The sequence below is a fragment of the Pseudosulfitobacter sp. DSM 107133 genome (assembly GCF_022788695.1).
Taxonomy (GTDB): domain Bacteria; phylum Pseudomonadota; class Alphaproteobacteria; order Rhodobacterales; family Rhodobacteraceae; genus Pseudosulfitobacter.
The window spans coordinates 1,799,495-1,818,895 of record NZ_CP085154.1; the positions used below are offsets into that span (position 1 = coordinate 1,799,495).

A 19,401-nucleotide genomic window follows, 5' to 3' on the forward strand; every position below is an offset into this window, starting at 1 on the left:
CCTTCGCCCTATTTCTTCAACGGCACGCCGTAAAGCTCAAGCCGGTGACCGCGCAGCTCAAAACCCAGTTTGGCGGCAATCCGCTCTTGCAGGGCTTCGATCTCTTCATCGACAAATTCGATCACTTCGCCCGACTGCATGTCGATCAGGTGGTCGTGGTGTTCGCGTTCGGCATCTTCATAGCGCGCACGCCCGTCACCGAATTCCAGTTTGTCCAGAATGCCGGCCTCTTCGAACAGTTTGACCGTGCGGTACACCGTGGCAATGGAAATGCCCGCATCAATGGCCGAGGCACGGGCATACAGCTGTTCCACGTCGGGGTGGTCGTCGCTGTCTTGCAGCACTTGCGCAATCACGCGGCGCTGGCCGGTCACGCGCAGGCCTTTTGTCTCACAGCGGGCGATGATCGGTAGGCTCATGGGGGCATCCCTTGTCGATGTGCGCTTGAGCGGCCTTCGGGCGCGCAGTCTGGACCTTGGTTTAACTTTGTTTGGCCAAAGGGGCCAGAGGCAAAGGTTGACTTATCCCCCGCAAAAGTCCATGTGCCCCACAGGCGTTACCGTCTGCCGCGTGAGCAGAGACAGGAAAGAGCGGGAAAACACCCGCCGACCGTACCCTTGGGATAAGGGGAGGTCAGGACCAGCGGACGCCCATCTGTTCCCGATATCACGCATGGGGCAACGCGACCGGACGGGGCGTTGGCATGTGGCCTGCGCTTGCGGATTTTCCGGCCGCCCACCTCAATGTGATGCCGTGCGCGATTGCGTGCGGCCAAGGATATGACATGAGCGATTTCGATATGATGGACCTGCCTGAACAGCTGGTCAAGAAACTGGCGGAAATGGGTCTGAAAGACCCGACGCCGATCCAACGCCAAGCCATCCCGCACGCCCTGAACGGGCGCGACGTGATGGGGCTGGCCCAGACAGGCACCGGCAAGACAGCCGCCTTTGGCGTGCCGCTGGTCGCCCAGATGCTGGAAATGAAGGGCCGCCCGAACCCGCGCACCGTGCGGGGTCTGGTGCTGGCACCGACCCGCGAGCTGGCCAACCAGATCATGGAAAACCTCAAGGGGTTCTGCGAAGGCACGCCTTTGAAGGCACAGATGGTTGTGGGCGGCATGTCGATCAACCCGCAGATCAAGCGTCTGGAACGTGGCGTTGACCTGCTGGTCGCCACGCCGGGCCGTCTGCTGGACCTGATGGACCGCCGCGCCGTGGACCTGCGCGAAACCACTTTCCTGGTGCTGGACGAAGCCGACCAGATGCTGGACATGGGCTTTATCCACGACCTGCGCAAGATCGCGGCCGTGCTGCCCAAGGAACGCCAGACCATGCTGTTCTCGGCCACCATGCCGAAGCTGATGAACGAGATTGCCAACAGCTATCTCAACAGCCCGATCCGCATCGAAGTGAACCCTCCGGGCAAGGCCGCCGACAAGGTGACCCAAGAGGTGCACTTTATCGCCAAGGCCGAGAAATCCAAATTCCTGATGGAACTGCTGGACAAGCACCGCGACGAGCGCGCGCTGGTCTTTGGCCGCACCAAGCACGGGATGGAGAAACTCAGCCGGATGCTGGACAAGGCAGGCTTTGCCGCCGGCGCGATCCACGGCAACAAAAGCCAGGGACAGCGCGACCGTGCCATCGCCGCGTTCAAATCGGGCGAGATCAAGGTGCTGGTGGCCACCGATGTGGCGGCCCGTGGTCTGGATATTCCGGACGTGAAACACGTCTATAACTACGAACTGCCGAACGTGCCCGACAGCTATGTGCACCGCATTGGCCGGACCGCGCGCGCGGGCAAGGACGGTGCGGCCGTGGCGTTCTGCGCACCGGACGAGATTGATCAGCTGCGTGACATCCAGAAAACCATGGGCGTGAAGATCCCGATTGCCACGGGTCGTGCGTGGGAATCTGTCGACCTGCCCGCCAAGGGCGGCAAGCCGGGTGGCAAACCCGGTGGCGGTCGTCGTCGCGGTGGCGGCGGTGGACGTCCCGGCGGCGGTGCCCCCGGTGGCGGCGCACCGTCGGGCGGCGGCCCGCGTCGGCGGCGTCGCGGTGGCGGCGGCGGCAAACCGGGCGGCAGCGCAGCGGCCTGATCCCTGCGGATGATGGAATGAGATTGGCCCGGACCTTTTGGTCTGGGCCTTTTTTGTAGGGTGGGGGTGTGAAAGAACGTTGTTAGTAACAGGTGGTATTTGTCTGTAACGATATGGCCTTGGGCCAGTTGGGATTTTGAAAAGCTAGAGCGGTATGTAGAATGAGCTTTGACCAATGCTTGCGAGCTTCGTATTTTGACGCGGAAAGCTGGACAATTGCGCTTTCTGGGATGCTCATAGCGTTTGCCCTGTGGCGATTTGGCAAAACTGTTTTTGCAATCATTTGTGTCGGCGCCAGCCTATTGTTGGCCGCGTTTTGGGCATATCTGTCTTATGAGCTAAATTGCGTAGAGCTTTTGGGTATGTGACGCGTCGAGTGGCATGGCGCCCATTGGTAGCCGGGTCATTGAACTGCGGGCTTAGCACCAAAGCCCGGAACAAGGTGCGCAGCACCGTCAGCCTCTCTGTGGTGAAATTTCTTTTGATAACTATGCAGTCATGTCCAATCAGAACCCTCACTGGCAAAGTAACCATTGACCCAACACTGTCATCCCGCAAAGCTGCTCCCAAATGGAGTTACCATATGTCACTTGAATTCTTTCTGACCTCGCTGGTCGTGGTCCTGCTGCCCGGAACCGGCGTCATCTACACGCTGGCCATCGGTCTGGGGCGGGGGTTTCGGGCCAGTGTCGCGGCGGCGGTGGGGTGCACGGTGGGTATCGTGCCCGCAGCCGTGGCCAGCATCATCGGGCTGGCGGCGCTTTTGCACACCAGCGCGCTGGCCTTTCAGGTGATCAAATATCTGGGCGTGGCCTATCTGTTCTACATGGCGTGGAAGCTGTTGCGCGATAAATCCGTCATGGATGTTTCCGAGAATGCCGAACCCGCCAGCTATGCGCGGATAGCGACCTCGGGTGTGCTTCTCAACATCCTGAACCCCAAGCTGTCGCTGTTCTTCCTGGCCTTCCTGCCGCAGTTCATCGCCCATGACGCCCCCAATGCCACCACCGCGCTTGTGGGGCTGGCAGGGGTGTTCATGGCGATGACATTCGTGGTGTTCGTAGCCTACGGCGCCTTTGCTGCCTTTGCGCGCGACTATGTGATCCAGAGACCATCGGTGATGACATGGATCAAGCGCAGCTTTGCGGGCACCTTCGGGCTTTTGGGCGCAAAGCTGGCTGTCGCCGGCTAAACGAGACACTTCAGTATAGAAAGAGCGTCGCAACCGCGCGGCGCGACCATTTTTCTGCTTTACGACCAGAGCATTGATGCGTTTCCTGCACCCGAATGGAAATGACTTCATACGGGTAAGATTTGTTGTGAAATATCTTGTTCTCGTCCTTCTCGGTCTATGCGCATCCCCCTGTCTGGCACAGACGGCACGTGGCGTGTCGCAAATACTGGACAAAACCGTCCCGGAACGCCCGCTTGCGCTGACGGTCTGGTATCCCTCTGCTGGCAGCACGGACGCGGAAATCGCGGGCAATGCTGTTTTTACAGGCGTGCGCGGTGTGTCCGACGGCCCGTTGGCGACGGGGATTTACCCGCTGGTGCTGGTGTCTCATGGTGGGTTGCGCTCGGCTGCCGATTCCGGCGCATGGCTCAGCGCGGCATTGGCGCGGGCGGGGGCCATCACCGTTGAAATCAGTGCACCACGGCCCAATACTGCGGCAGTTGCGGTGGACGAGATCTGGCAACGCCCGCGCGATATCAGCCGCGCGCTGGACACCATGCTGGCCAGCCCGGAATGGGCGGAACACATCGACACAGCGCAGATTTCCGTCGTGGGATTCGCGCTTGGCGGTACGGCAAGCCTTTCCGTCGCCGGGGCGACGCCGGACATGGGCCGTTATGTTCAGTCGTGCAGCGAAACACGGGCGGACGTGCCCGATTGTGCATGGTTTGCCGCGCAGAACGTCGCCCTGGATCAGGTCGATCATGAGGCGTTTGCCCAGCCCGCGCGCGATGCGCGTATCTCATCCGCCGTCGCGATCAGCACCGAATACGCCACAGCGTTGTTACCCGATGCCGAATCAATTTCCATCCCGACACTGCTGGTGTCGCTGGGTGATCCGTATTTGCTGCCACTTGAAAACCCGCGCGTAAAAGAAACCCTGCTTGCCGGGGCGCAGGTTTCTGATGCTTTTGCGGTCTGTACGCCGGCGGGTGCGACAATTCTGGCCGAAGACGGGGGCGATCCTGCTTTGTGCGCAACTGCCCCCGAAACGCGCGCGCATATCCACGCGCAGATCGTGCGGCAGATCAGTATATTCCTGAACAGCCCCGGCGGATCATAAGAAGTCCGGCAAAGCGCCGTAGCGGCACGATTGACTTTGGGGCAGGCGCACCGCTTGCTGGCTGCTATGGATCGCAAGACGCATATAGATACTTTCGGCGCCGTTGCGCTGATCCTGTTTGCGCTGAATCTCGGCTTCAACCAGGTTGTTATCAAAGTGTCCAATGGCGGCTTTGGCCCCGTTTTTCTGGCCGCTTTGCGTTCGGTGGGTGGCGCGGTTGTGCTGCTGGTCTGGATGAAGGCGCGGGGCGTGTCGTTTGCGCTGCCGCGCAGCAGCATAGCGGGCGGTATCGCCTCAGGGGTGCTGTTTTCCGTTGAATTCCTATGTCTTTTTATCGCTCTTGACCTGACCACCGTGGGGCGCGTGTCGATCATTTTCTATTCCATGCCGGTGTGGCTGGCACTGGCGGCGCATGTGTTGCTGCCAGCGGAACGGCTGAGTGTTGTGCGCGTGATCGGGATGGTGCTGGCGATGGCGGGTGTGGCGCTGGCGCTGCTGGACCGCAGCAACGGGCAGGCATCTCTGGTGGGTGATCTGCTGGCGCTGGCGGCTGCGTTGTGTTGGGCCGGGATTGCGCTGTGTGTACGCGTAACGCCGTTGACCCGCGTGCCGCCCGAACAGCAATTGCTGTGGCAACTGATCATCTCGGCACCAGTGTTGTTGCTTGCGGCGCCTTTCTTTGGCGACTTGATGCGTGATGTGCTGCCGATCCATATGTGGGGGCTGACGTTCCAGATTTTTGCCGTGGCCAGCTTCGGCTATCTGTCGTGGTTCTGGTTGTTGACTGTTTATCCTGCATCCTCGGTGGCTTCGTTCAGCTTTCTGTCGCCGGTGTTTGCGGTGATTCTGGGCTGGTTGCTGCTGGGTGAACATGCGGGCTGGACGATTTGGGCTGCCTTGTTGCTGGTGGCTGCGGGGATCTACCTGATCAACCGGAAATAGGCTCTGCGGTCGGGGCGGGGGCGCTGCCCCCCCGGCCTTTGGCCGTCCCCCGGGATATTTGACGCCAAAAGAAAGGGTCAGGTGCCGCAGAAGGTTGCGGGCACGATTTCCCGTTGTGTTGGCGGGCGCATCAGGTCGGGGTTCGTGGCGGGATCAAAGGGCGTGGCCAGTGCGGTGAGTTCGTTCTGGAACGGGGTCATATCGCCTGCAACGGCCGCTTCGATCATCTGTTCCATCCGGTGATTGCGCGGGATGATGCGGGGATTGGCGCGGGCCATAAGGCCATTTGCATCGGTTTCGGAGGCCTTGCGGGTCTGCCATCGGGTGTTCCATGCTTCGAAGGCGGCGCGGTCGCTGAACTGGTCCTGGGCCGTTGCAGTGCCGAGGGCGGCGAATGTGTTGGTGAAATCCGCGCCGTTTGATTGCATGAGGGTCAGAAGGTCTTCGATCAGCGGTTGATCCTCGGGCGTGGGGTTTTCAAGCCCCAGCTTTGCGCCGAACCGTTTGAGCCAGGCGGCTTGCAGCTGGCCGGGCATGGCGTGCACGATTGTTGTGGCTGTCTCGACGGCGGCGTCCATGTCCTCCATCTGGCGGATCAGCGCCGTGGCCAGTTGCGCGCAGTTCCACACGGCGATGCGCGGCTGGTTGCCAAAGGCATAGCGGCCCTGCTGGTCGATCGAGGAGAACACGCGCGCCTCGTCATAGGCATCCATGAAGGCACAGGGGCCATAGTCTATGGTTTCGCCCGAAATGGCGCAGTTGTCTGTGTTCATCACGCCGTGGATGAACCCTACGGACATCCACGCCGCGATCAGCTCGGCCTGAGCGGCACAGACGGCGGAAAGCAGACCCATGGGGCCATCGGCCTGCGGGTAATGGCGGGCAATCGCATAGTCGGTCAGGGTTTTCAGTTCGTCAATCTGTCCGCGATGGGCAAAGACCTGAAAGGTGCCGACGCGCAGGTGGCTGGCGGCCACACGGGTCAGTACGGCACCCGGCAACGCGCCTTGCTCGCGCCAGATCGGCTCGCCCGTGGCAACGGCGGCCAGCGCGCGGGTGGTGGGGATGCCCAGCGCGTGCATCGCCTCGGAGACCACATATTCACGCAGCACCGGCCCCAGCCAGGCGCGTCCGTCGCCCATGCGCGAATAGGGCGTGGGACCGGCCCCCTTGAGCTGGATGTCTCGGCGGGTGCCGCTCTGGTCGATCACCTCGCCCAGCAACAGCGCGCGCCCGTCGCCCAGTTGCGGGTTGAAGCTGCCGAACTGGTGGCCTGCATAAAGCTGCGCCAGCGGGGCCGCGCCATCTGGAACGGTGTTGCCGGCAAAGACGGCCGCGATTTCAGCCGCATCGGGCGCGTCGATGCCAAGCTCGTCGGCAAGCGGCGCGTTAAAGGCCAGAAGCTCGGGCGCCTTGACCGCTGTGGGCGCTTGTGCGGTGTAAAAGCCCGATGGCAGGGCGGCATAGGTGTTGTCGAATGGAATGTGCAAAGTCATACCCCTTACATATGACGGATCGGTCGGGATGCCAGAGGCAGGCTTCTAAAGCATCTGTGTCATCAGGTGATAGCCGTCGCGCATTTTGAATCCGGCCCGTTTGTACAGGCGTCGCGCTGTGTCGTTGGTGGTATCCACTTCCAGATGCAGTGCTTTCAGGCCACCCTGGGCCAGCGCACGGGGCAGGGCCATCAGCACCTCGGTCGCCACACCGCGCCCGCGCACACCGGGGCGGATGTAGAGTTCATCAACAAACCCGTCCATGCCCGCAAATTCGACCGACCAGCCGAAACAGATGATGATATAACCAATGGGCGCACGCGGCGGGCCGATCAGATAGGCGGCCCCGTGCGGGATGCCGTCCAGCAACGGGGCGACGCCTGCGTGGCGGCTGTCGGGCGTGCTGTCGATACCTTCCTCGTCGTGGAAGCGTTCAACCAGCGCCAGCAGAGCATCCAGATGGTCCGAGGTGGCCAGGGTGAGTGCGGCGCTCATAGTCGTGCGATCCGTTCTGTCAGCAGGGCAAAGAAGCCATCGGCGTCCAGATCCCCGATAAAGGTGGCATTGGGCGCACGATCGGTGACGCGCCACCAGTCGGCGACGGTCATGCCCATGGTCAGCTCGGAGGTGGTCTCGACCTGCACGTTGACGTGACGCCCCGAGAACAGGTCGGGGCGGATCAGATAGGCGGTGACACAAGGGTCGTGCAGGGGCGCACCGGCGCTGCCGTATTTTTCCTTGTCGAACCGTTCAAAGAATTCGGTCATTTGCGCCACGGCGATGCCCACCGGCGTGCCAAGGGCACGGAATGCGTCGTTGCGTTCGGCTGTGACCAGTGCCTTGTGCGTCACATCCAGTGGCATCACCACGATGTCGATACCAGAGTTAAACACAATATCAGCGGCTTGCGGGTCAACGTAAATGTTGAATTCAGCCGCCGGGGTGATGTTGCCCACCTCGAAATAGGCACCGCCCATCAACACGATCTGCTGGATCTTTTCGGCAATATCCGGCGCGCGTTGCAGGGCCGTGGCGATGTTGGTCAGCGGCCCCAGCGGGCACAGGGTAACGGTGCCCGCCTCATGGGCGCGGATCGTGTCGATGATGTAATCCACCGCGTGCTGCTCTTGCAGGGGCATGGTTGGATCAGGCAGCGACGGGCCATCCAGTCCGGTCTTGCCATGCACGTGCTCTGCCGTCACCAGTGGACGGCCCAGCGGGCGGTCGCAACCGGCATAGACGGGAAGGTCGGGCCGTCCGGCCAGTTCGCAAATGATACGCGCGTTCTTTTCGGTCAGCGCCAGCGGCACGTTGCCGGCAACAGCCGTGATGCCCAGCACGTCGATCTCGTCAGGGCTGCCGAGTGCCAGCAGGATCGCCACGGCGTCGTCCTGTCCGGGGTCGGTGTCGATGATGATTTTGCGGGGGGGCATGGCGGGTCCTTGGTCTTGAAAATATCCGCCCTTTGGCGTTGCGCGACAGTCGCAATTGGGGGGCGCGATGTCCAGAGGGGCCGGCGGAGCCTTGCGTAAAGACGCCTGCGCCGCGTATCGCTGTGAGATGGCTGACGAGAAACCCTTTTTCCTCCATGCGGGCGCCCACCGGACGGGCACGTCGTCGTTCCAGATGTGCCTGCACGACAATCGGGATGCGCTGCACGGGGCAGGCTACGATCTGGCCTATCCGGGGCGCGACGGCATTCCGACCGGAACGCTGGGGTTGCGGTTGCCCGCTCCGCGACATGGTACGGGCAGCACCCAGCGCTTTGCCGACCGTGTGGCCGAGGCCGTGACTGCGCACAGCCCCGATCCTGCGCGCCCGCTGATCCTGTCAGAGGAGAATATTCCCGGGCGCATGATGCATTTTTCGCAAGGACGCTTTTATCCTGCCTGTGCGGCGCGGTTGATGGCGCTAAAGGCGGGGCTGCGGGGGCGGGTTGCGCGGGTCTTGTTCGTGCTGCGGCCCTATGACCAGTTGTATGTCTCGGGCTTTCGCAAGCGGGCGGAAGACAACAAGGTGGATGATTTCAACGCCTTGCGGCCCATGTTTATGGCGATGGATCGCGGCTGGCCCGAGATTGTTGCGGCCATGCGCGATATCCTGCAACCCGACCGGTTTCTGGTGGTGCCCTACGCGCGGCGCGGCAGCAGCGTTGACGCGTTGCAGATGTTGGTGTCGGGGGTGGCAGGGCTGCCGCTGGTCGAACCGCAGCAGGTGGTGAACCTGAGCGCGACCGATGCGGCACTGCTGGCGTTGCAGGCACGGTATCGTGCGGGTGCGGAATTGACGCGCGCGCAATGGAAGGCAGTGATAGCAGACCATGCCAATGACCGGACCGATCACGGGTTTGCGGCGTTTTCGGATGCCGAGGTGGCAGTGCTGACCCAACGCTATGCGGATGATCTGGCACGGATTGATGCAATGGCGGGCGTTACGCTGGCTTAACAGAGTTTTGGTTACTGAGGCTTCTGCGCCTTCTCGGCAGCCTTCTCTGCATCCCACAGCGAATCCATTTCGGCCAGATCGCTTTGATCCGGCGTTTTGCCCATATCCGCCAGACGCCGTTCGACCCCTTCAAACCGCCGTGTAAACTTGGCATTGGCCGCACGCAGCGCTTCTTCGGGGTCGACACCCAGATGGCGGCCCAGATTTGCCATGACAAACAACAGATCGCCGTATTCTTCGGTGACCTCGGCGTGGCTCAACGTCTCGCGGGCCTCGACCAGTTCGCCGGCCTCTTCGGTGATCTTGTCGATCACCTGACCTGTGTCGGGCCAGTCAAAGCCCACACGCGCCGCCCGCTTTTGCAGCTTGACCGCCCGCATCAGGGCAGGCAGGCCAATGGCCACCCCGTCCAGCGTGCCGCGCTGTGCCTTGCCCGCGCGCTCGCGCGCCTTGATCGCCTCCCAATCCACCGTTTGCTGTTCGGCGGATTTGTCGCGGCTTTCTTCACCGAACACATGCGGGTGCCGCGTCACCATCTTGTTGCTGATGTTGCGCACCACCGATTGAAAGGTGAAATGCCCCGCTTCCTCGCCCATGGCGGTGTGATAGACCGATTGCAGCAGCAGATCGCCCAATTCGCCCTCCAACTCGGACCAGTCGCGGCGTTCTATGGCATCGGCGACCTCGTAAGCTTCTTCGATGGTATAGGGCGCGATACTGTCGAAATCCTGCTCGATATCCCACGGGCAGCCGGTTTCGGGATCGCGCAGACGGCGCATGATCTCTAACAAACGTTCGATCCCCGCTGTTTCGTCGTGGATCAGGTCGTTGGTCATTTCAGCCCCCATTGCAGCCCGCAGCACTTCGGTGTCAGATGCACCAAGCCGCAAATTTCCCAAGGAGTCCACCCAATGGCCGTCGTCAACCGTATCGCCGATTTCGCACCGCAAATGGCGCAGTGGCGGCAGCATTTGCACAGCATTCCCGAACTGGGCCGCGCCTGTCACAAGACGGCGGCTTTTGTGGCCGAGCGGCTGCGTGAATTCGGTGTCGACGAGATTCACGAAGGATTTGCCGAAACAGGTATCGTGGCGATCATCAACGGGCAGGGCGCGGGGCCGACCATTGGTCTGCGCGCCGATATGGACGGCTTGCCGATCACCGAGGCGACGGGGCTGCCCTATGCCAGCACCCACGCGGGGCGCATGCACGCCTGTGGTCACGATGGCCACACCACCATGCTGCTGGGGGCCGCGAAATATCTGTGCGAGACGCGCAATTTCGCGGGCCGCGTGGCGCTGATCTTCCAGCCCGACGAAGAAGCGACCGGCGGCGCCGAGGCGATGGTGCAAGAGGGGATCATGGACACTTTCGACATCGGCGAGGTCTATGGCATCCACAACGTCCCCGGCTTTGACGAGGGCACGTTTCACGCCCGATCCGGCCCGCTGCTGGCGGCGGCGGACACGTTTCACATTCACCTGACGGGGCGCGGTGGCCACGGGGCGCAGCCGCAAGATTCGGTTGATCCGGTGGTCTGTGCGGCGTCGATCACGCAGGCGCTGCAAACCATCGTCAGCCGGAATATCGAGGCTGGGCAACAGCTTGTGGTGTCGGTCACACAGATCCACACCGGTACGGTTGATAACGTGATCCCCGAAACTGCCTATCTGAACGGCACGGTGCGCACCTTCACGCCCGAAATGCGCGATCTGGCAGAGCGGCGGATGAACGAGATTGTCGCAGGGCAGGCAGCCAGTTTCGGGCTGAGTGCCAAGGTCGATTATGTGCGCGGCTATCCCCCCACGGTCAACCACGCGCGTGGTGTCGAAGTTGCGGCCCGTGCCGCGCGCGATGTGTCGGGTGACGCGGCGGTGGACGTGGACAGCCCCGCCAACATGGGCGCCGAAGACTTTGCCTATATGCTGGAGGCCCGCCCCGGCGCCTATTTCTTTATGGGCATTGGTGAGGGTGCGGGGCTGCACCACCCCGAGTACAATTTCAACGACGCAGCCGCGCCGGTGGGCGCATCGTTTTTTGCGCGTCTGGTCGAGACGGCGCAGCCAGTGAAGGGGGCGTAACCTATGACCCCCAGAAACCAACCCGTCAGCGGCAATGATCTGGCCCGTTTTTCCGGCCCGAACACCTTTATGCGTCTGCCCTCGGTCAATGACCTCAAGGGGCTGGATGTCTGCGTGCTGGGCGTGCCGATGGACATTGGCACTTCGTGGCGGTCGGGCACGCGGTTTGGTCCCAAACAGGTGCGTGCAGAAAGCGCGATGATCCGGCCCTATAACGTGCAAACAGGTGCCGCGCCCTTTGACAGTCTGCAAGTCGCGGATATTGGCGACCTGGCAATCAACACCTTTTCCCTGTCGGACAGTTTGCGTATTATTGCAGAGAGTTACGACGCACTTCTCAGGTATGATGTGATGCCCATGGCCATTGGCGGTGATCATTCGATCACCCTGCCGATCCTGCGCGCGATTGCCAAACGCCACGGTCCCGTGGCGCTGGTGCATGTGGATGCCCATGCCGATGTCAACGATGAGATGTTTGGCGAGCGCGAGACCCATGGCACCGTGTTCCGCCGCGCCTACGAGGAAGGGCTGATTATTCCGCAAAAGGTCTATCAGGTCGGCCTGCGCGGCACCGGCTATGCGGCCACCGATTTTACCGAGGCGCAGGGCTGGGGCTTTCAGCAATGGCAGGCGTCCGAGCTGTGGCACCGCCCGCTGGACACGCTGGGTGCGGAAATACGGCGCGACATCGGCGACGCGCCGGTTTATGTCACCTATGACATCGACAGCCTTGACCCGGCCTATGCCCCCGGCACCGGCACGCCCGAAATTGGCGGGCTGACCACACCACAGGCGATGCAGCTGATCCGTGCGTTAAAGGGCCTGAACATAGTGGGCTGTGATCTGGTCGAGGTCAGCCCGCCCTATGACACCTCCGGCAATACGGCGCTGACCGGGGCGAATATTCTGTTCGAGCTGTTGTGCGTCCTGCCGGGCGTTGCGTATCGTTGAGCCTTGGGGACGCTCCGCGGGGGATATATTTTGAACCAGAGAAGAGGATGGGTGCGCATGTTATTCTGGATAGTGGCCCTTGTGGTCGTGCTGGCGGGGGCTGCGGTGGCCTATGTGCGGCTGGCGCCCTCTGATGCGGCACGGTGGAATCAGCCGGTTTCGGCGACCGAGGACAAGGATTTCGGCAACGGCGCCGTGCGGGTGATGCCCGCCACCGACGGACTGCTGGCGCGGCTGGATGCGGCGATGCGGGCGCTGCCGCGCACCGCAGTTCTGGCCGGATCGGTGGCCGAGGGGCGCATCACCTATGTGACGCGCACGCCCACGGTGGGCTTTCCCGATTACACCACGATCGAACAGGTCGACGGACAGGTGCGCATACTGGCGCGGTCGCGGTTCGGGTCGTCAGATATGGGGGTAAATGCCAAAAGATTGAAGGGGTTGCTGGCCACTGTTCAAGGATGAGCTAAGGCAGCCTTTTTGCACCTCGCGCCACATCGGCACGTTCAGCGACATCTGGCACTGTGCCATGAACATGCGCCCGTCGACCTGCAGGCAGATGGTATCGCCCAGCTCGATCCGCGTACCGGAGGTGTCGGTGCAAAAGCAGTCAATCACCTTGCCCCCCGGAGTTTTGACATCTCCAAAGGCAGGTGCTGCAATAAGCAGGACAACTGCGGTTGCACGTATCATAATGCCAGCCTAGCACAGTCCTTGGTCTTGACCAAAGCCATTCAATATCAGATGGAATACCCATGATCCCCTCAGAACGTCTCCAGCAAATCACCGAGCGGTTTGAATACCTCGAAGCCGCGATGTCTGCGGGGGGTGGCGATATTGCGGCGCTGGCCAAGGAATATTCCGATTTGCGCCCTGTGGTCGAACAGATTGCGCTGTATCGCCAGTTGCATAGCGACATGAATGATGCCCGCGAGATGCTGGATGATCCCGAAATGGCCGATCTGGCGCGCGAGGAGCTGCCGCGCCTGAAGGCGGCGCTGCCCGATGCAGAGGCTGCGTTGCAACTGGCGCTGTTGCCGCGTGATGCGGCAGATGCGAAACCTGCGATGCTGGAAATCCGCCCCGGTACGGGCGGTGACGAGGCCGCGCTGTTCGCGGGCGATCTGTTGCGGATGTACATGCGCTATGCCGAGGCGCGGGGCTGGGGCTTTGACATTATCGAGGAACAGGCAACCGAGCTGGGCGGGATCAAGGAAGTTGTAGCTCACATCAAGGGCGACAACGTCTTTGCGCGGATGAAATACGAAAGCGGCGTGCACCGCGTCCAGCGGGTGCCGACAACGGAAAGCGGCGGGCGGATTCACACTTCGGCGGCGACCGTGGCGGTGCTGCCCGAGGCGGAAGATGTGGATATTCACATCGACCAGAACGACATCCGCATCGACACCATGCGCTCGTCCGGGGCAGGCGGGCAGCACGTCAACACCACCGACTCTGCCGTGCGTATCACCCATATTCCCACCGGAATCGTCGTGACCAGTTCCGAAAAATCGCAACACCGCAACCGCGACAAGGCCATGCAGGTGCTGCGCGCACGGCTGTATGACATGGAACGCAACCGGATCGACAGCGAACGCAGTGCCGACCGTGCGGCGCAGGTAGGCGGAGGTGACCGCTCGGAACGTATTCGCACTTATAACTTCCCGCAGGGACGTATGACCGACCACCGGATCAACCTGACGCTGTACAAGCTGGACGCGGTGATGCAGGGCGACCTGGATGAGGTGATCGACGCGCTGCGGGCCGACGATCAGGCCCGTTTGCTGGCCGAGATGGGACAATGACCGCCGCTCAGGCGATGGCGGCGGCAACTGCGCGGCTGCGCGCGGCCGGGGTGCCTGACCCCGCGCGCGATGCGCGGCTGTTGCTGGCCCATGCAGCACAGGTGGATGCGGCCCGCGTCACCCTGATTGCCCCCGAAGACATCGCCCCCGAAATCGCCGAACGCTATGAGGCGCTGGTCAGCCTGCGCGCGGTGCGGGTTCCGGTCAGCCATCTGATCGGAGAACGTGCCTTCTATGGCCGCCGTTTCAAGGTCAGCAGCGATGTTCTGGATCCGCGCCCCGAGACCGAAACCCTGATCGAGGCGGCGCTGGCCGAGCCCTTTGCCAGCGTTTTGGACATTGGCACAGGCTCGGGCTGTATTCTGGTGACCCTGCTGGCCGAGCGCACGACAGCTGTTGGCACCGGCACCGACCTGAGCGAAGCCGCCTGTTTGCAGGCCAGCGCCAATGCGGTGCTGCACGAGGTCAATGCGCGGGCCGAGGTGATCCAGTCGGACTGGTTTGGCAATGTGCGGGGGCACTATGATCTGATCGTGTCGAACCCGCCCTATCTGGCGGCCGAGGAAATGGATGATGTGGCTCCTGAATTGCGGGATCATGAACCGCGCATGGCTCTGACCGACGAGGCCGACGGGCTGACAGCCTATCGCGTTCTGGCGGCGATGGGGCCTGCGCATCTGGCGTCTGGCGGGCGGCTGATCTGCGAAATTGGCTGGACACAGGCCGCCGACGTGGTCGAGATATTCTATACAGCGGGCTGGCAACAGGTGATCTGTATGCCCGATCTGGACGGGCGCGACCGTGTTATTTGCGCCAGAATACCGCCAAAGCAGGCGTGAAGTCGCACAAACCGTGGAAAAGTGACGCAGCCAGGCAATTAATGCTTGTCCCGTCGCCATTCGCATGTTTATTCAAGGGTGTTGCAGCGGTGGATACCTTTTTGGTGGTCCCGCTCGGCGTCAAGCCCAACACATCGCATTAATCGGACAATGAAGGCGCATGTCGCGCAATCCGTAACTGCAGCGATAGGCATAACAAGGCTAAGCTATTTCATGAAATCTTCGAGATCCCGGTCCCGGTCCAAGAACACGCGCAACCGCAGCACGAACAATGGCGGGGGTGGCGGCAACGTTGTCAACCGTGTGTTCGACAGCTCTGGCCCCGAAGGCAAGGTGCGCGGCACGCCACAGCAGATTATCGACAAATACAACCAGCTTGCGCGCGATGCGCAACTTTCGGGTGACCGCGTGGCAACCGAAAACTTCCAGCAACACGCCGAGCATTATCTGCGTCTGCTGAGCGAAGCACAGCGCGAAATTGATGCCAAGCGCGAAGAGCAGGAACGCCAGAACCGCGAGCGCCAGGCCGAGCGTGACCGTCAGGCCGAACGTGACCGCGAGCGTAACGAGCGTCAGGAACGCGAAGCGAACAGTGGCGGCGGACAGCAAGCCAAAGCTCCTGCCGGTGATGGCGGGCAGGATCCGCAGCCCTATGTGCAGCCGAAATCACAGCCCGATGTGATCGAAAACGAAGGTGACAGCGGTCTGGTGGAAACACCCGAAAGCGCGCCCAAGCCCAAGGCGCCGCGCGCACGCCGCAAGCCCAAGGCACCCGTTGAAAAGCCAAAAGACACCGACGCCCCCGCCGCAGAATCCGGCGCACAGGGCGATGGTGGCAGCACACCGGAAGCCGCCGAGTAACGGCAAAGGTCTACGGAATTGAAAAGGGCCTCGCATCGGTGCGGGGCCCTTTCTTGTTGGGGATGCTGTCGGTTCCGGGTTTTGGTATTGCGCGGCCCGAACGGGTCGACGGCAAGGCTTAACCGTCTGGATGCGACAGAATGTTCAACAGCTTGCCCGTGGGGTCGCGCATGTAAAACCGGCGCACGCCCCAGGGTTCATCGGTTAGCGGATATTCGATCACATAGCCCAGCGAAGTGACCCGGTCATATAGCGCGTCGACGTCCTCGACCTCGATCGACAGATCCGGCACCGCCGTGCCCGACCCACCCTGGGTGGCGATGCTGATCTGGACGGGCGCGGCGTTGCCCGTGGCCATGGTCGCGATCCAGCCGTGATCCATGACGACCTGCATGTCAAAGACCTCGGCGTAGAAACGTTGGACTGCGTCAACCGATGTGGCTGCGATGTTTGCGACGATGCGTTTGACGGTCATAGGGGGCCTGATGGAGCTATGGAGCGGCGACTGCGCGGGCCAGTGCGCAGAACCCTTCCAGCGACACTTGTTCGGCCCGCTCGGTGGGTTTGATGCCTGCGGCGTGCAGGCGGTCTTCGATGTCGGGGGCGACACCCTTGAGCGCAGCGCGCAGCATTTTGCGACGCTGGTTGAAGGCGGCGGCGACAACACGGTTCAATACGGCGGCCTCGGCGGGAAAGCGCGGTTCGGCCAGCGCTGTCAGATGCACCACGGCAGAAGAAACCTTGGGCGGCGGGGTGAAGGCCTCGGGGGGCAGGTTCAGCACGATCTGTGCATCGGCGCGCCACTGCGCCAGCAGCGCCAGACGGCCATAGGCCTTGGACCCCGGCTCGGCCACGATGCGCTGCGCCACCTCGCGCTGGAACATCAGGGTCAGCGATTGCCAGTAGGGTGGCCAGTCCTTGGGGGTCAGCCAGCGTACCAGAAGTTCGGTGCCGACGTTATAGGGCAGGTTGGCCGCCACGCGGATCGGCGGTGTCAGATGCGTAAGCGGGTCGATGTCCAGCGCGTCACCTTCGATCACCTGCAAACGGCCGGGGTAGGCGGCGGCTATCTCGGCCAGCGCGGGCATGCAGCGGGGGTCTTTTTCGATCGCCAGCACGCGGCGCGCGCCTTCGGACAGCAGTCCGCGTGTCAGACCACCGGGGCCGGGGCCGATTTCCAACACGTCGCAGCCTGTCAGATCACCAGCCTGTCGCGCGATTTTGGCGGTCAGGTTCAGGTCGAGCAGGAAGTTCTGTCCCAGCGATTTGCGGGCACGCAACTCGTGGGTGGTGATGACCTCGCGCAGGGGCGGAAGATTGTCGATGGTGCTCATGCGGTGGCCTTGGTGGGCAGAGATTTTATGCCTCCGGCGGGGATATTTATCGCCAAAAGAATGTTCATGCGGTGGCCATCTGGTGGGCCATGCGCAGGGCTTCGATCATCGAGGAGGGATTGGCGACGCCGGTGCCTGCGATGTCGAATGCCGTGCCATGGTCAGGCGAGGTACGGATGAAAGGAAGGCCCAACGTTACGTTCACGCCGCGGTCGAAATCCAGTGTCTTGATCGGGATCAACGCCTGATCGTGATACATGCACACGGCAGCGTCATAGCGGGCGCGGGCGGTGGCATGGAACATGGTGTCGGCGGGCAGGGGGCCGCGCAGGTCATAGCCTTCGCCGGCCATCTCGGTGACCAGTCTGGCAATCCAGTCGACTTCTTCGTGCCCCATTGCGCCGCCTTCACCTGCGTGCGGGTTCAGCCCTGCGACCGCGATGCGGGGGTGCGCGATGCCGAACTGGCTGCGCAGGCCGTCAGCGGTGATGCGGATGGTGTCGCGCAGGAGGTCGGGGGTCAGCGCCTGTGGCACGTCACTCAGGGCGATATGAATGGTTGTCGGCACCACGCGCAATTGTTCCGAGGCCAGCATCATCACAGCGCGGTCGGCCCCTGCCAGCGCTTGCAGATATTCGGTGTGACCGGGATAGGCAAAGCCTGCGCCGTCTTGAAGGGCCTTCTTGTGAATAGGGGCGGTACAAAGGGCCGAGGCCTGTCCAGACTGCACCAGTTCCACACCGCGCGCGATCACGTCGATCACCCCTTGGGCATTGGCGGGGTTGGCGGTGCCTGCGGTGTTCGGGGCCGCAAAGCTGTGGGTCAGAACCGGCAGGCCACGGGGCAGCGCGGCGGCGGCCTGGGCGGGGTCGTCAATGGTCACAAAGGGCACATCGGCGGGCAGGTGGGCCGGATCACCGATCCAGAACAGCGGCACGTCGCCGCGCAAGGCGGCCCAGGCCTTGGCCGCAATTTCGGGCCCGATCCCCGCAGGTTCACCGCAGCTGATCGCAACCGGCAGCGCGGGCGCGCGGGTCATTCGCGGCTGATGCGGGCGTCGGCGCGCAATTCTTCCAGCAGACTGTCGGAATAGCCCGACAGACGTTGCTGGCGCAGTTGCAACGCAACATCCTCGCGGCTCGCATTCTCGTTCAGGGCGGCCGTGCGTCCGCACATCATCAGGAACACCAGCGTTTCGCCATTTGCGCGGGTCAGCGCGGTGGACACTTCGCCCGGATCCAGCTTGGCCAGTTCATAGGCGATGTCCTGCGGAATGTCGGCGGGCGCCTTGCTGCCACGCTCCAATGCCTCGGGCGACTGCCCCTTGGCCACGCCATAAAGATCGTCGCATACATCCACTTGGGATTTCAGTTTTTCCGCACGCGCCAGTGTTGCGGCGCTGCGGCCACCGGCCATGTAATAGGCGGCATATTCGATGGCGGCATATTCGGGGCTGGGCGCATCGGTTTCCTGAATGTCACGCAGCTGGAACAGGGCAACAGCATTGGGGATCGGCAGCGGGTCGGTCACCTCGCCCGGTGTCAGGCCCAAAAGCACGCCGCGCAGGCTGGGCGGCAGGGTGCTGAGGTCAACCCAGTTCAACCGGCCACCGTTGTCACGCGACGGCGTGGCGGAATAGCGGCGCGCGTAGCTTGAGAATTCGGCCTCGGATGTGCTGGCGGCGGCCTGTTCGGCGCGTGCCATCGCGGCGGCCTGTTCGTTGGGCGGTGCGGGGATGATAATCTCGGAGATCAGCACGCGGATACCGCCCGCGCTGCTGGTAACAGACATGGCGCGGTCGATTTCGGCCTCGGAGATTTGCACCCGGTTGCCATAACGGCCCCGGATCAGTTCGCGCCACGCCAGGTTGACACGCACGAAATCCCGGAATGTCTCGCCTGCGACCCCGGCACCTTCCAGTGCCTTGACAAACTCATCGGTGCTGAGATTGGCGCGGCCTGCGAAATCGGCCAACCCTTCGGCCAACCCTTCGGGTGTCAGCACCAGACCGACATCTTGCGTTGCGTTCAGGCGCAGCCGGTCGTCGATCAGCGCATCGATCGCGCTTTCGCGGGTGGCACCAGAGGCATTGAGCACCTGAAGAAAGCGCACGCGTTGCTGTACTTCGAATTCGGTGATTACGCTGTCGTCAACCTTGGCCACGGGGGCGAATAGGTTTTGCGCTGCCACGGGCAGGGCCGTTGTGACGGCCACGGCCAAAGCCAGTCCAATGTTTTTCATCGTTTTCC

Annotated in this window: 22 protein-coding genes; 12 read left to right on the forward strand and 10 right to left on the reverse strand. The window is 62.4% G+C overall.

All coding sequences use genetic code 11. From position 1 onward, the window contains the following. Positions 1 to 8: 8 nt before the first annotated feature. Entirely contained in the window at positions 9 to 419 is a 411-nt protein-coding gene (locus DSM107133_RS08835; RefSeq protein ID WP_114295640.1) for a Fur family transcriptional regulator, read from the reverse strand. 365 nt (positions 420 to 784) lie between these two features. On the opposite strand from DSM107133_RS08835, the gene DSM107133_RS08840 reads away from it, so the two are divergent. The 5 genes from DSM107133_RS08840 to DSM107133_RS08860 all read left to right on the forward strand — a co-directional run bounded on the left by DSM107133_RS08840 (position 785) and on the right by DSM107133_RS08860 (position 5,340). Continuing rightward, positions 785 to 2,101 carry a DEAD/DEAH box helicase gene (locus tag DSM107133_RS08840; RefSeq protein ID WP_114295745.1) on the forward strand — a complete coding sequence of 439 codons (1,317 nt, stop codon included), beginning with the start codon at positions 785 to 787 and terminating at the stop codon, positions 2,099 to 2,101. Positions 2,102 to 2,262: 161 nt separating this feature from the next. Beyond that, positions 2,263 to 2,469, forward strand: coding sequence for a hypothetical protein (locus DSM107133_RS08845; protein ID WP_114295639.1), 207 nt, complete (start codon positions 2,263 to 2,265; stop codon positions 2,467 to 2,469). 215 nt (positions 2,470 to 2,684) lie between these two features. Further along, a complete protein-coding gene (locus DSM107133_RS08850; protein ID WP_114295638.1) occupies positions 2,685 to 3,293 on the forward strand; it encodes a LysE family translocator in 609 nt (202 codons plus the stop codon). A gap of 196 nt (positions 3,294 to 3,489) precedes the next feature. Continuing rightward, the gene (locus DSM107133_RS08855) at positions 3,490 to 4,398 is read left to right on the forward strand and encodes a hypothetical protein (protein ID WP_114295637.1); all 909 of its coding nucleotides are present in this window, start codon (positions 3,490 to 3,492) and stop codon (positions 4,396 to 4,398) included. Between the two features lie 66 nt (positions 4,399 to 4,464). Continuing rightward, on the forward strand, positions 4,465 to 5,340 hold the full coding sequence (locus DSM107133_RS08860; protein WP_114295636.1) for a DMT family transporter: 876 nt from the start codon (positions 4,465 to 4,467) through the stop codon (positions 5,338 to 5,340). A 77-nt stretch (positions 5,341 to 5,417) separates the two neighbouring features. Here the strand turns inward: DSM107133_RS08860 and DSM107133_RS08865 are convergent, their stop codons facing one another. Genes DSM107133_RS08865 through DSM107133_RS08875 form a run of 3 tightly spaced genes read right to left on the reverse strand, consistent with a single transcriptional unit; the run spans position 5,418 to position 8,269 of the window. Continuing rightward, entirely contained in the window at positions 5,418 to 6,836 is a 1,419-nt protein-coding gene (locus tag DSM107133_RS08865; protein ID WP_114295635.1) for a protein adenylyltransferase SelO, read from the reverse strand. Positions 6,837 to 6,881: 45 nt separating this feature from the next. Then, on the reverse strand, positions 6,882 to 7,331 hold the full coding sequence (locus tag DSM107133_RS08870) for a GNAT family N-acetyltransferase (RefSeq protein WP_114295634.1): 450 nt from the start codon (positions 7,329 to 7,331) through the stop codon (positions 6,882 to 6,884). Further along, positions 7,328 to 8,269 (reverse strand): nucleoside hydrolase, encoded by a 942-nt coding sequence (locus tag DSM107133_RS08875; protein WP_114295633.1) that lies wholly within the window; start codon positions 8,267 to 8,269, stop codon positions 7,328 to 7,330. The genes DSM107133_RS08870 and DSM107133_RS08875 overlap by 4 nt, the downstream gene beginning before the upstream one ends. A 127-nt stretch (positions 8,270 to 8,396) precedes the next feature. Here DSM107133_RS08875 and DSM107133_RS08880 point away from each other — a divergent pair, with 127 nt between their 5' ends. Further along, complete coding sequence (locus tag DSM107133_RS08880) at positions 8,397 to 9,281, forward strand: hypothetical protein (RefSeq protein ID WP_114295632.1); 885 nt, start codon at positions 8,397 to 8,399, stop codon at positions 9,279 to 9,281. 11 nt (positions 9,282 to 9,292) lie between these two features. Here DSM107133_RS08880 and mazG read toward each other — a convergent pair whose 3' ends face one another. Beyond that, positions 9,293 to 10,117: a nucleoside triphosphate pyrophosphohydrolase gene (mazG, locus tag DSM107133_RS08885; RefSeq protein WP_114295744.1), complete on the reverse strand. Its 825-nt coding sequence runs from the start codon at positions 10,115 to 10,117 to the stop codon at positions 9,293 to 9,295. A 75-nt stretch (positions 10,118 to 10,192) separates the two neighbouring features. On the opposite strand from mazG, the gene DSM107133_RS08890 reads away from it, so the two are divergent. From DSM107133_RS08890 to DSM107133_RS08900, 3 genes are read left to right on the forward strand one after another with little or no spacing between them, the layout of a single operon-like run. Next, positions 10,193 to 11,362: a M20 aminoacylase family protein gene (locus tag DSM107133_RS08890; RefSeq protein ID WP_114295631.1), complete on the forward strand. Its 1,170-nt coding sequence runs from the start codon at positions 10,193 to 10,195 to the stop codon at positions 11,360 to 11,362. Between the two features lie 3 nt (positions 11,363 to 11,365). Next, a complete protein-coding gene (speB, locus tag DSM107133_RS08895; RefSeq protein WP_114295630.1) occupies positions 11,366 to 12,313 on the forward strand; it encodes an agmatinase in 948 nt (315 codons plus the stop codon). Positions 12,314 to 12,370: 57 nt separating this feature from the next. Beyond that, entirely contained in the window at positions 12,371 to 12,778 is a 408-nt protein-coding gene (locus DSM107133_RS08900; protein ID WP_114295629.1) for a DUF1499 domain-containing protein, read from the forward strand. Here DSM107133_RS08900 and DSM107133_RS08905 read toward each other — a convergent pair. Further along, positions 12,719 to 13,006, reverse strand: coding sequence for a hypothetical protein (locus DSM107133_RS08905; RefSeq protein WP_114295628.1), 288 nt, complete (start codon positions 13,004 to 13,006; stop codon positions 12,719 to 12,721). The two genes, DSM107133_RS08900 and DSM107133_RS08905, sit on opposite strands and share 60 nt — an antisense overlap. 62 nt (positions 13,007 to 13,068) lie before the next feature. Between DSM107133_RS08905 and prfA the strand changes: the two genes are divergently transcribed. The 3 genes from prfA (at position 13,069) to DSM107133_RS08920 (ending at position 15,818) form a co-directional block, all read left to right on the forward strand. Next, positions 13,069 to 14,118, forward strand: coding sequence for a peptide chain release factor 1 (gene prfA, locus DSM107133_RS08910; RefSeq protein WP_114295627.1), 1,050 nt, complete (start codon positions 13,069 to 13,071; stop codon positions 14,116 to 14,118). After that, entirely contained in the window at positions 14,115 to 14,957 is an 843-nt protein-coding gene (gene prmC / locus DSM107133_RS08915; protein ID WP_114295626.1) for a peptide chain release factor N(5)-glutamine methyltransferase, read from the forward strand. The genes prfA and prmC overlap by 4 nt, the downstream gene beginning before the upstream one ends. A gap of 213 nt (positions 14,958 to 15,170) precedes the next feature. Further along, complete coding sequence (locus DSM107133_RS08920; RefSeq protein ID WP_114295625.1) at positions 15,171 to 15,818, forward strand: DUF4167 domain-containing protein; 648 nt, start codon at positions 15,171 to 15,173, stop codon at positions 15,816 to 15,818. Between the two features lie 118 nt (positions 15,819 to 15,936). Here the strand turns inward: DSM107133_RS08920 and DSM107133_RS08925 are convergent, their stop codons facing one another. The 4 genes from DSM107133_RS08925 to DSM107133_RS08940 form a co-directional block, all read right to left on the reverse strand. Further along, positions 15,937 to 16,293 carry a VOC family protein gene (locus DSM107133_RS08925; RefSeq protein WP_114295624.1) on the reverse strand — a complete coding sequence of 119 codons (357 nt, stop codon included), beginning with the start codon at positions 16,291 to 16,293 and terminating at the stop codon, positions 15,937 to 15,939. Between the two features lie 16 nt (positions 16,294 to 16,309). Next, the gene (gene rsmA, locus DSM107133_RS08930) at positions 16,310 to 17,152 is read right to left on the reverse strand and encodes a 16S rRNA (adenine(1518)-N(6)/adenine(1519)-N(6))-dimethyltransferase RsmA (protein WP_114295623.1); all 843 of its coding nucleotides are present in this window, start codon (positions 17,150 to 17,152) and stop codon (positions 16,310 to 16,312) included. Between the two features lie 64 nt (positions 17,153 to 17,216). Beyond that, complete coding sequence (gene pdxA, locus DSM107133_RS08935) at positions 17,217 to 18,191, reverse strand: 4-hydroxythreonine-4-phosphate dehydrogenase PdxA (RefSeq protein WP_114295622.1); 975 nt, start codon at positions 18,189 to 18,191, stop codon at positions 17,217 to 17,219. Further along, the gene (locus DSM107133_RS08940; protein ID WP_114295621.1) at positions 18,188 to 19,393 is read right to left on the reverse strand and encodes a peptidylprolyl isomerase; all 1,206 of its coding nucleotides are present in this window, start codon (positions 19,391 to 19,393) and stop codon (positions 18,188 to 18,190) included. The genes pdxA and DSM107133_RS08940 overlap by 4 nt, the downstream gene beginning before the upstream one ends. Positions 19,394 to 19,401: the final 8 nt, after the last annotated feature.

Coding starts and splice junctions, on each gene's coding strand:
- DSM107133_RS08840 (WP_114295745.1), top strand. CDS start 785: ATGAGCGATTTCGATATGATGGACCTGCCTGAACAGCTGGTCAAGAAA.
- prmC (WP_114295626.1), top strand. CDS start 14,115: ATGACCGCCGCTCAGGCGATGGCGGCGGCAACTGCGCGGCTGCGCGCG.
- DSM107133_RS08905 (WP_114295628.1), bottom strand. CDS start 13,006: ATGATACGTGCAACCGCAGTTGTCCTGCTTATTGCAGCACCTGCCTTT.
- DSM107133_RS08860 (WP_114295636.1), top strand. CDS start 4,465: ATGGATCGCAAGACGCATATAGATACTTTCGGCGCCGTTGCGCTGATC.
- DSM107133_RS08870 (WP_114295634.1), bottom strand. CDS start 7,331: ATGAGCGCCGCACTCACCCTGGCCACCTCGGACCATCTGGATGCTCTG.
- DSM107133_RS08835 (WP_114295640.1), bottom strand. CDS start 419: ATGAGCCTACCGATCATCGCCCGCTGTGAGACAAAAGGCCTGCGCGTG.
- prfA (WP_114295627.1), top strand. CDS start 13,069: ATGATCCCCTCAGAACGTCTCCAGCAAATCACCGAGCGGTTTGAATAC.
- DSM107133_RS08880 (WP_114295632.1), top strand. CDS start 8,397: ATGGCTGACGAGAAACCCTTTTTCCTCCATGCGGGCGCCCACCGGACG.
- rsmA (WP_114295623.1), bottom strand. CDS start 17,152: ATGAGCACCATCGACAATCTTCCGCCCCTGCGCGAGGTCATCACCACC.
- DSM107133_RS08875 (WP_114295633.1), bottom strand. CDS start 8,269: ATGCCCCCCCGCAAAATCATCATCGACACCGACCCCGGACAGGACGAC.
- DSM107133_RS08845 (WP_114295639.1), top strand. CDS start 2,263: ATGAGCTTTGACCAATGCTTGCGAGCTTCGTATTTTGACGCGGAAAGC.
- DSM107133_RS08920 (WP_114295625.1), top strand. CDS start 15,171: ATGAAATCTTCGAGATCCCGGTCCCGGTCCAAGAACACGCGCAACCGC.
- speB (WP_114295630.1), top strand. CDS start 11,366: ATGACCCCCAGAAACCAACCCGTCAGCGGCAATGATCTGGCCCGTTTT.
- DSM107133_RS08890 (WP_114295631.1), top strand. CDS start 10,193: ATGGCCGTCGTCAACCGTATCGCCGATTTCGCACCGCAAATGGCGCAG.
- mazG (WP_114295744.1), bottom strand. CDS start 10,117: ATGACCAACGACCTGATCCACGACGAAACAGCGGGGATCGAACGTTTG.
- DSM107133_RS08865 (WP_114295635.1), bottom strand. CDS start 6,836: ATGACTTTGCACATTCCATTCGACAACACCTATGCCGCCCTGCCATCG.
- DSM107133_RS08850 (WP_114295638.1), top strand. CDS start 2,685: ATGTCACTTGAATTCTTTCTGACCTCGCTGGTCGTGGTCCTGCTGCCC.
- DSM107133_RS08900 (WP_114295629.1), top strand. CDS start 12,371: ATGTTATTCTGGATAGTGGCCCTTGTGGTCGTGCTGGCGGGGGCTGCG.
- pdxA (WP_114295622.1), bottom strand. CDS start 18,191: ATGACCCGCGCGCCCGCGCTGCCGGTTGCGATCAGCTGCGGTGAACCT.
- DSM107133_RS08940 (WP_114295621.1), bottom strand. CDS start 19,393: ATGAAAAACATTGGACTGGCTTTGGCCGTGGCCGTCACAACGGCCCTG.
- DSM107133_RS08925 (WP_114295624.1), bottom strand. CDS start 16,293: ATGACCGTCAAACGCATCGTCGCAAACATCGCAGCCACATCGGTTGAC.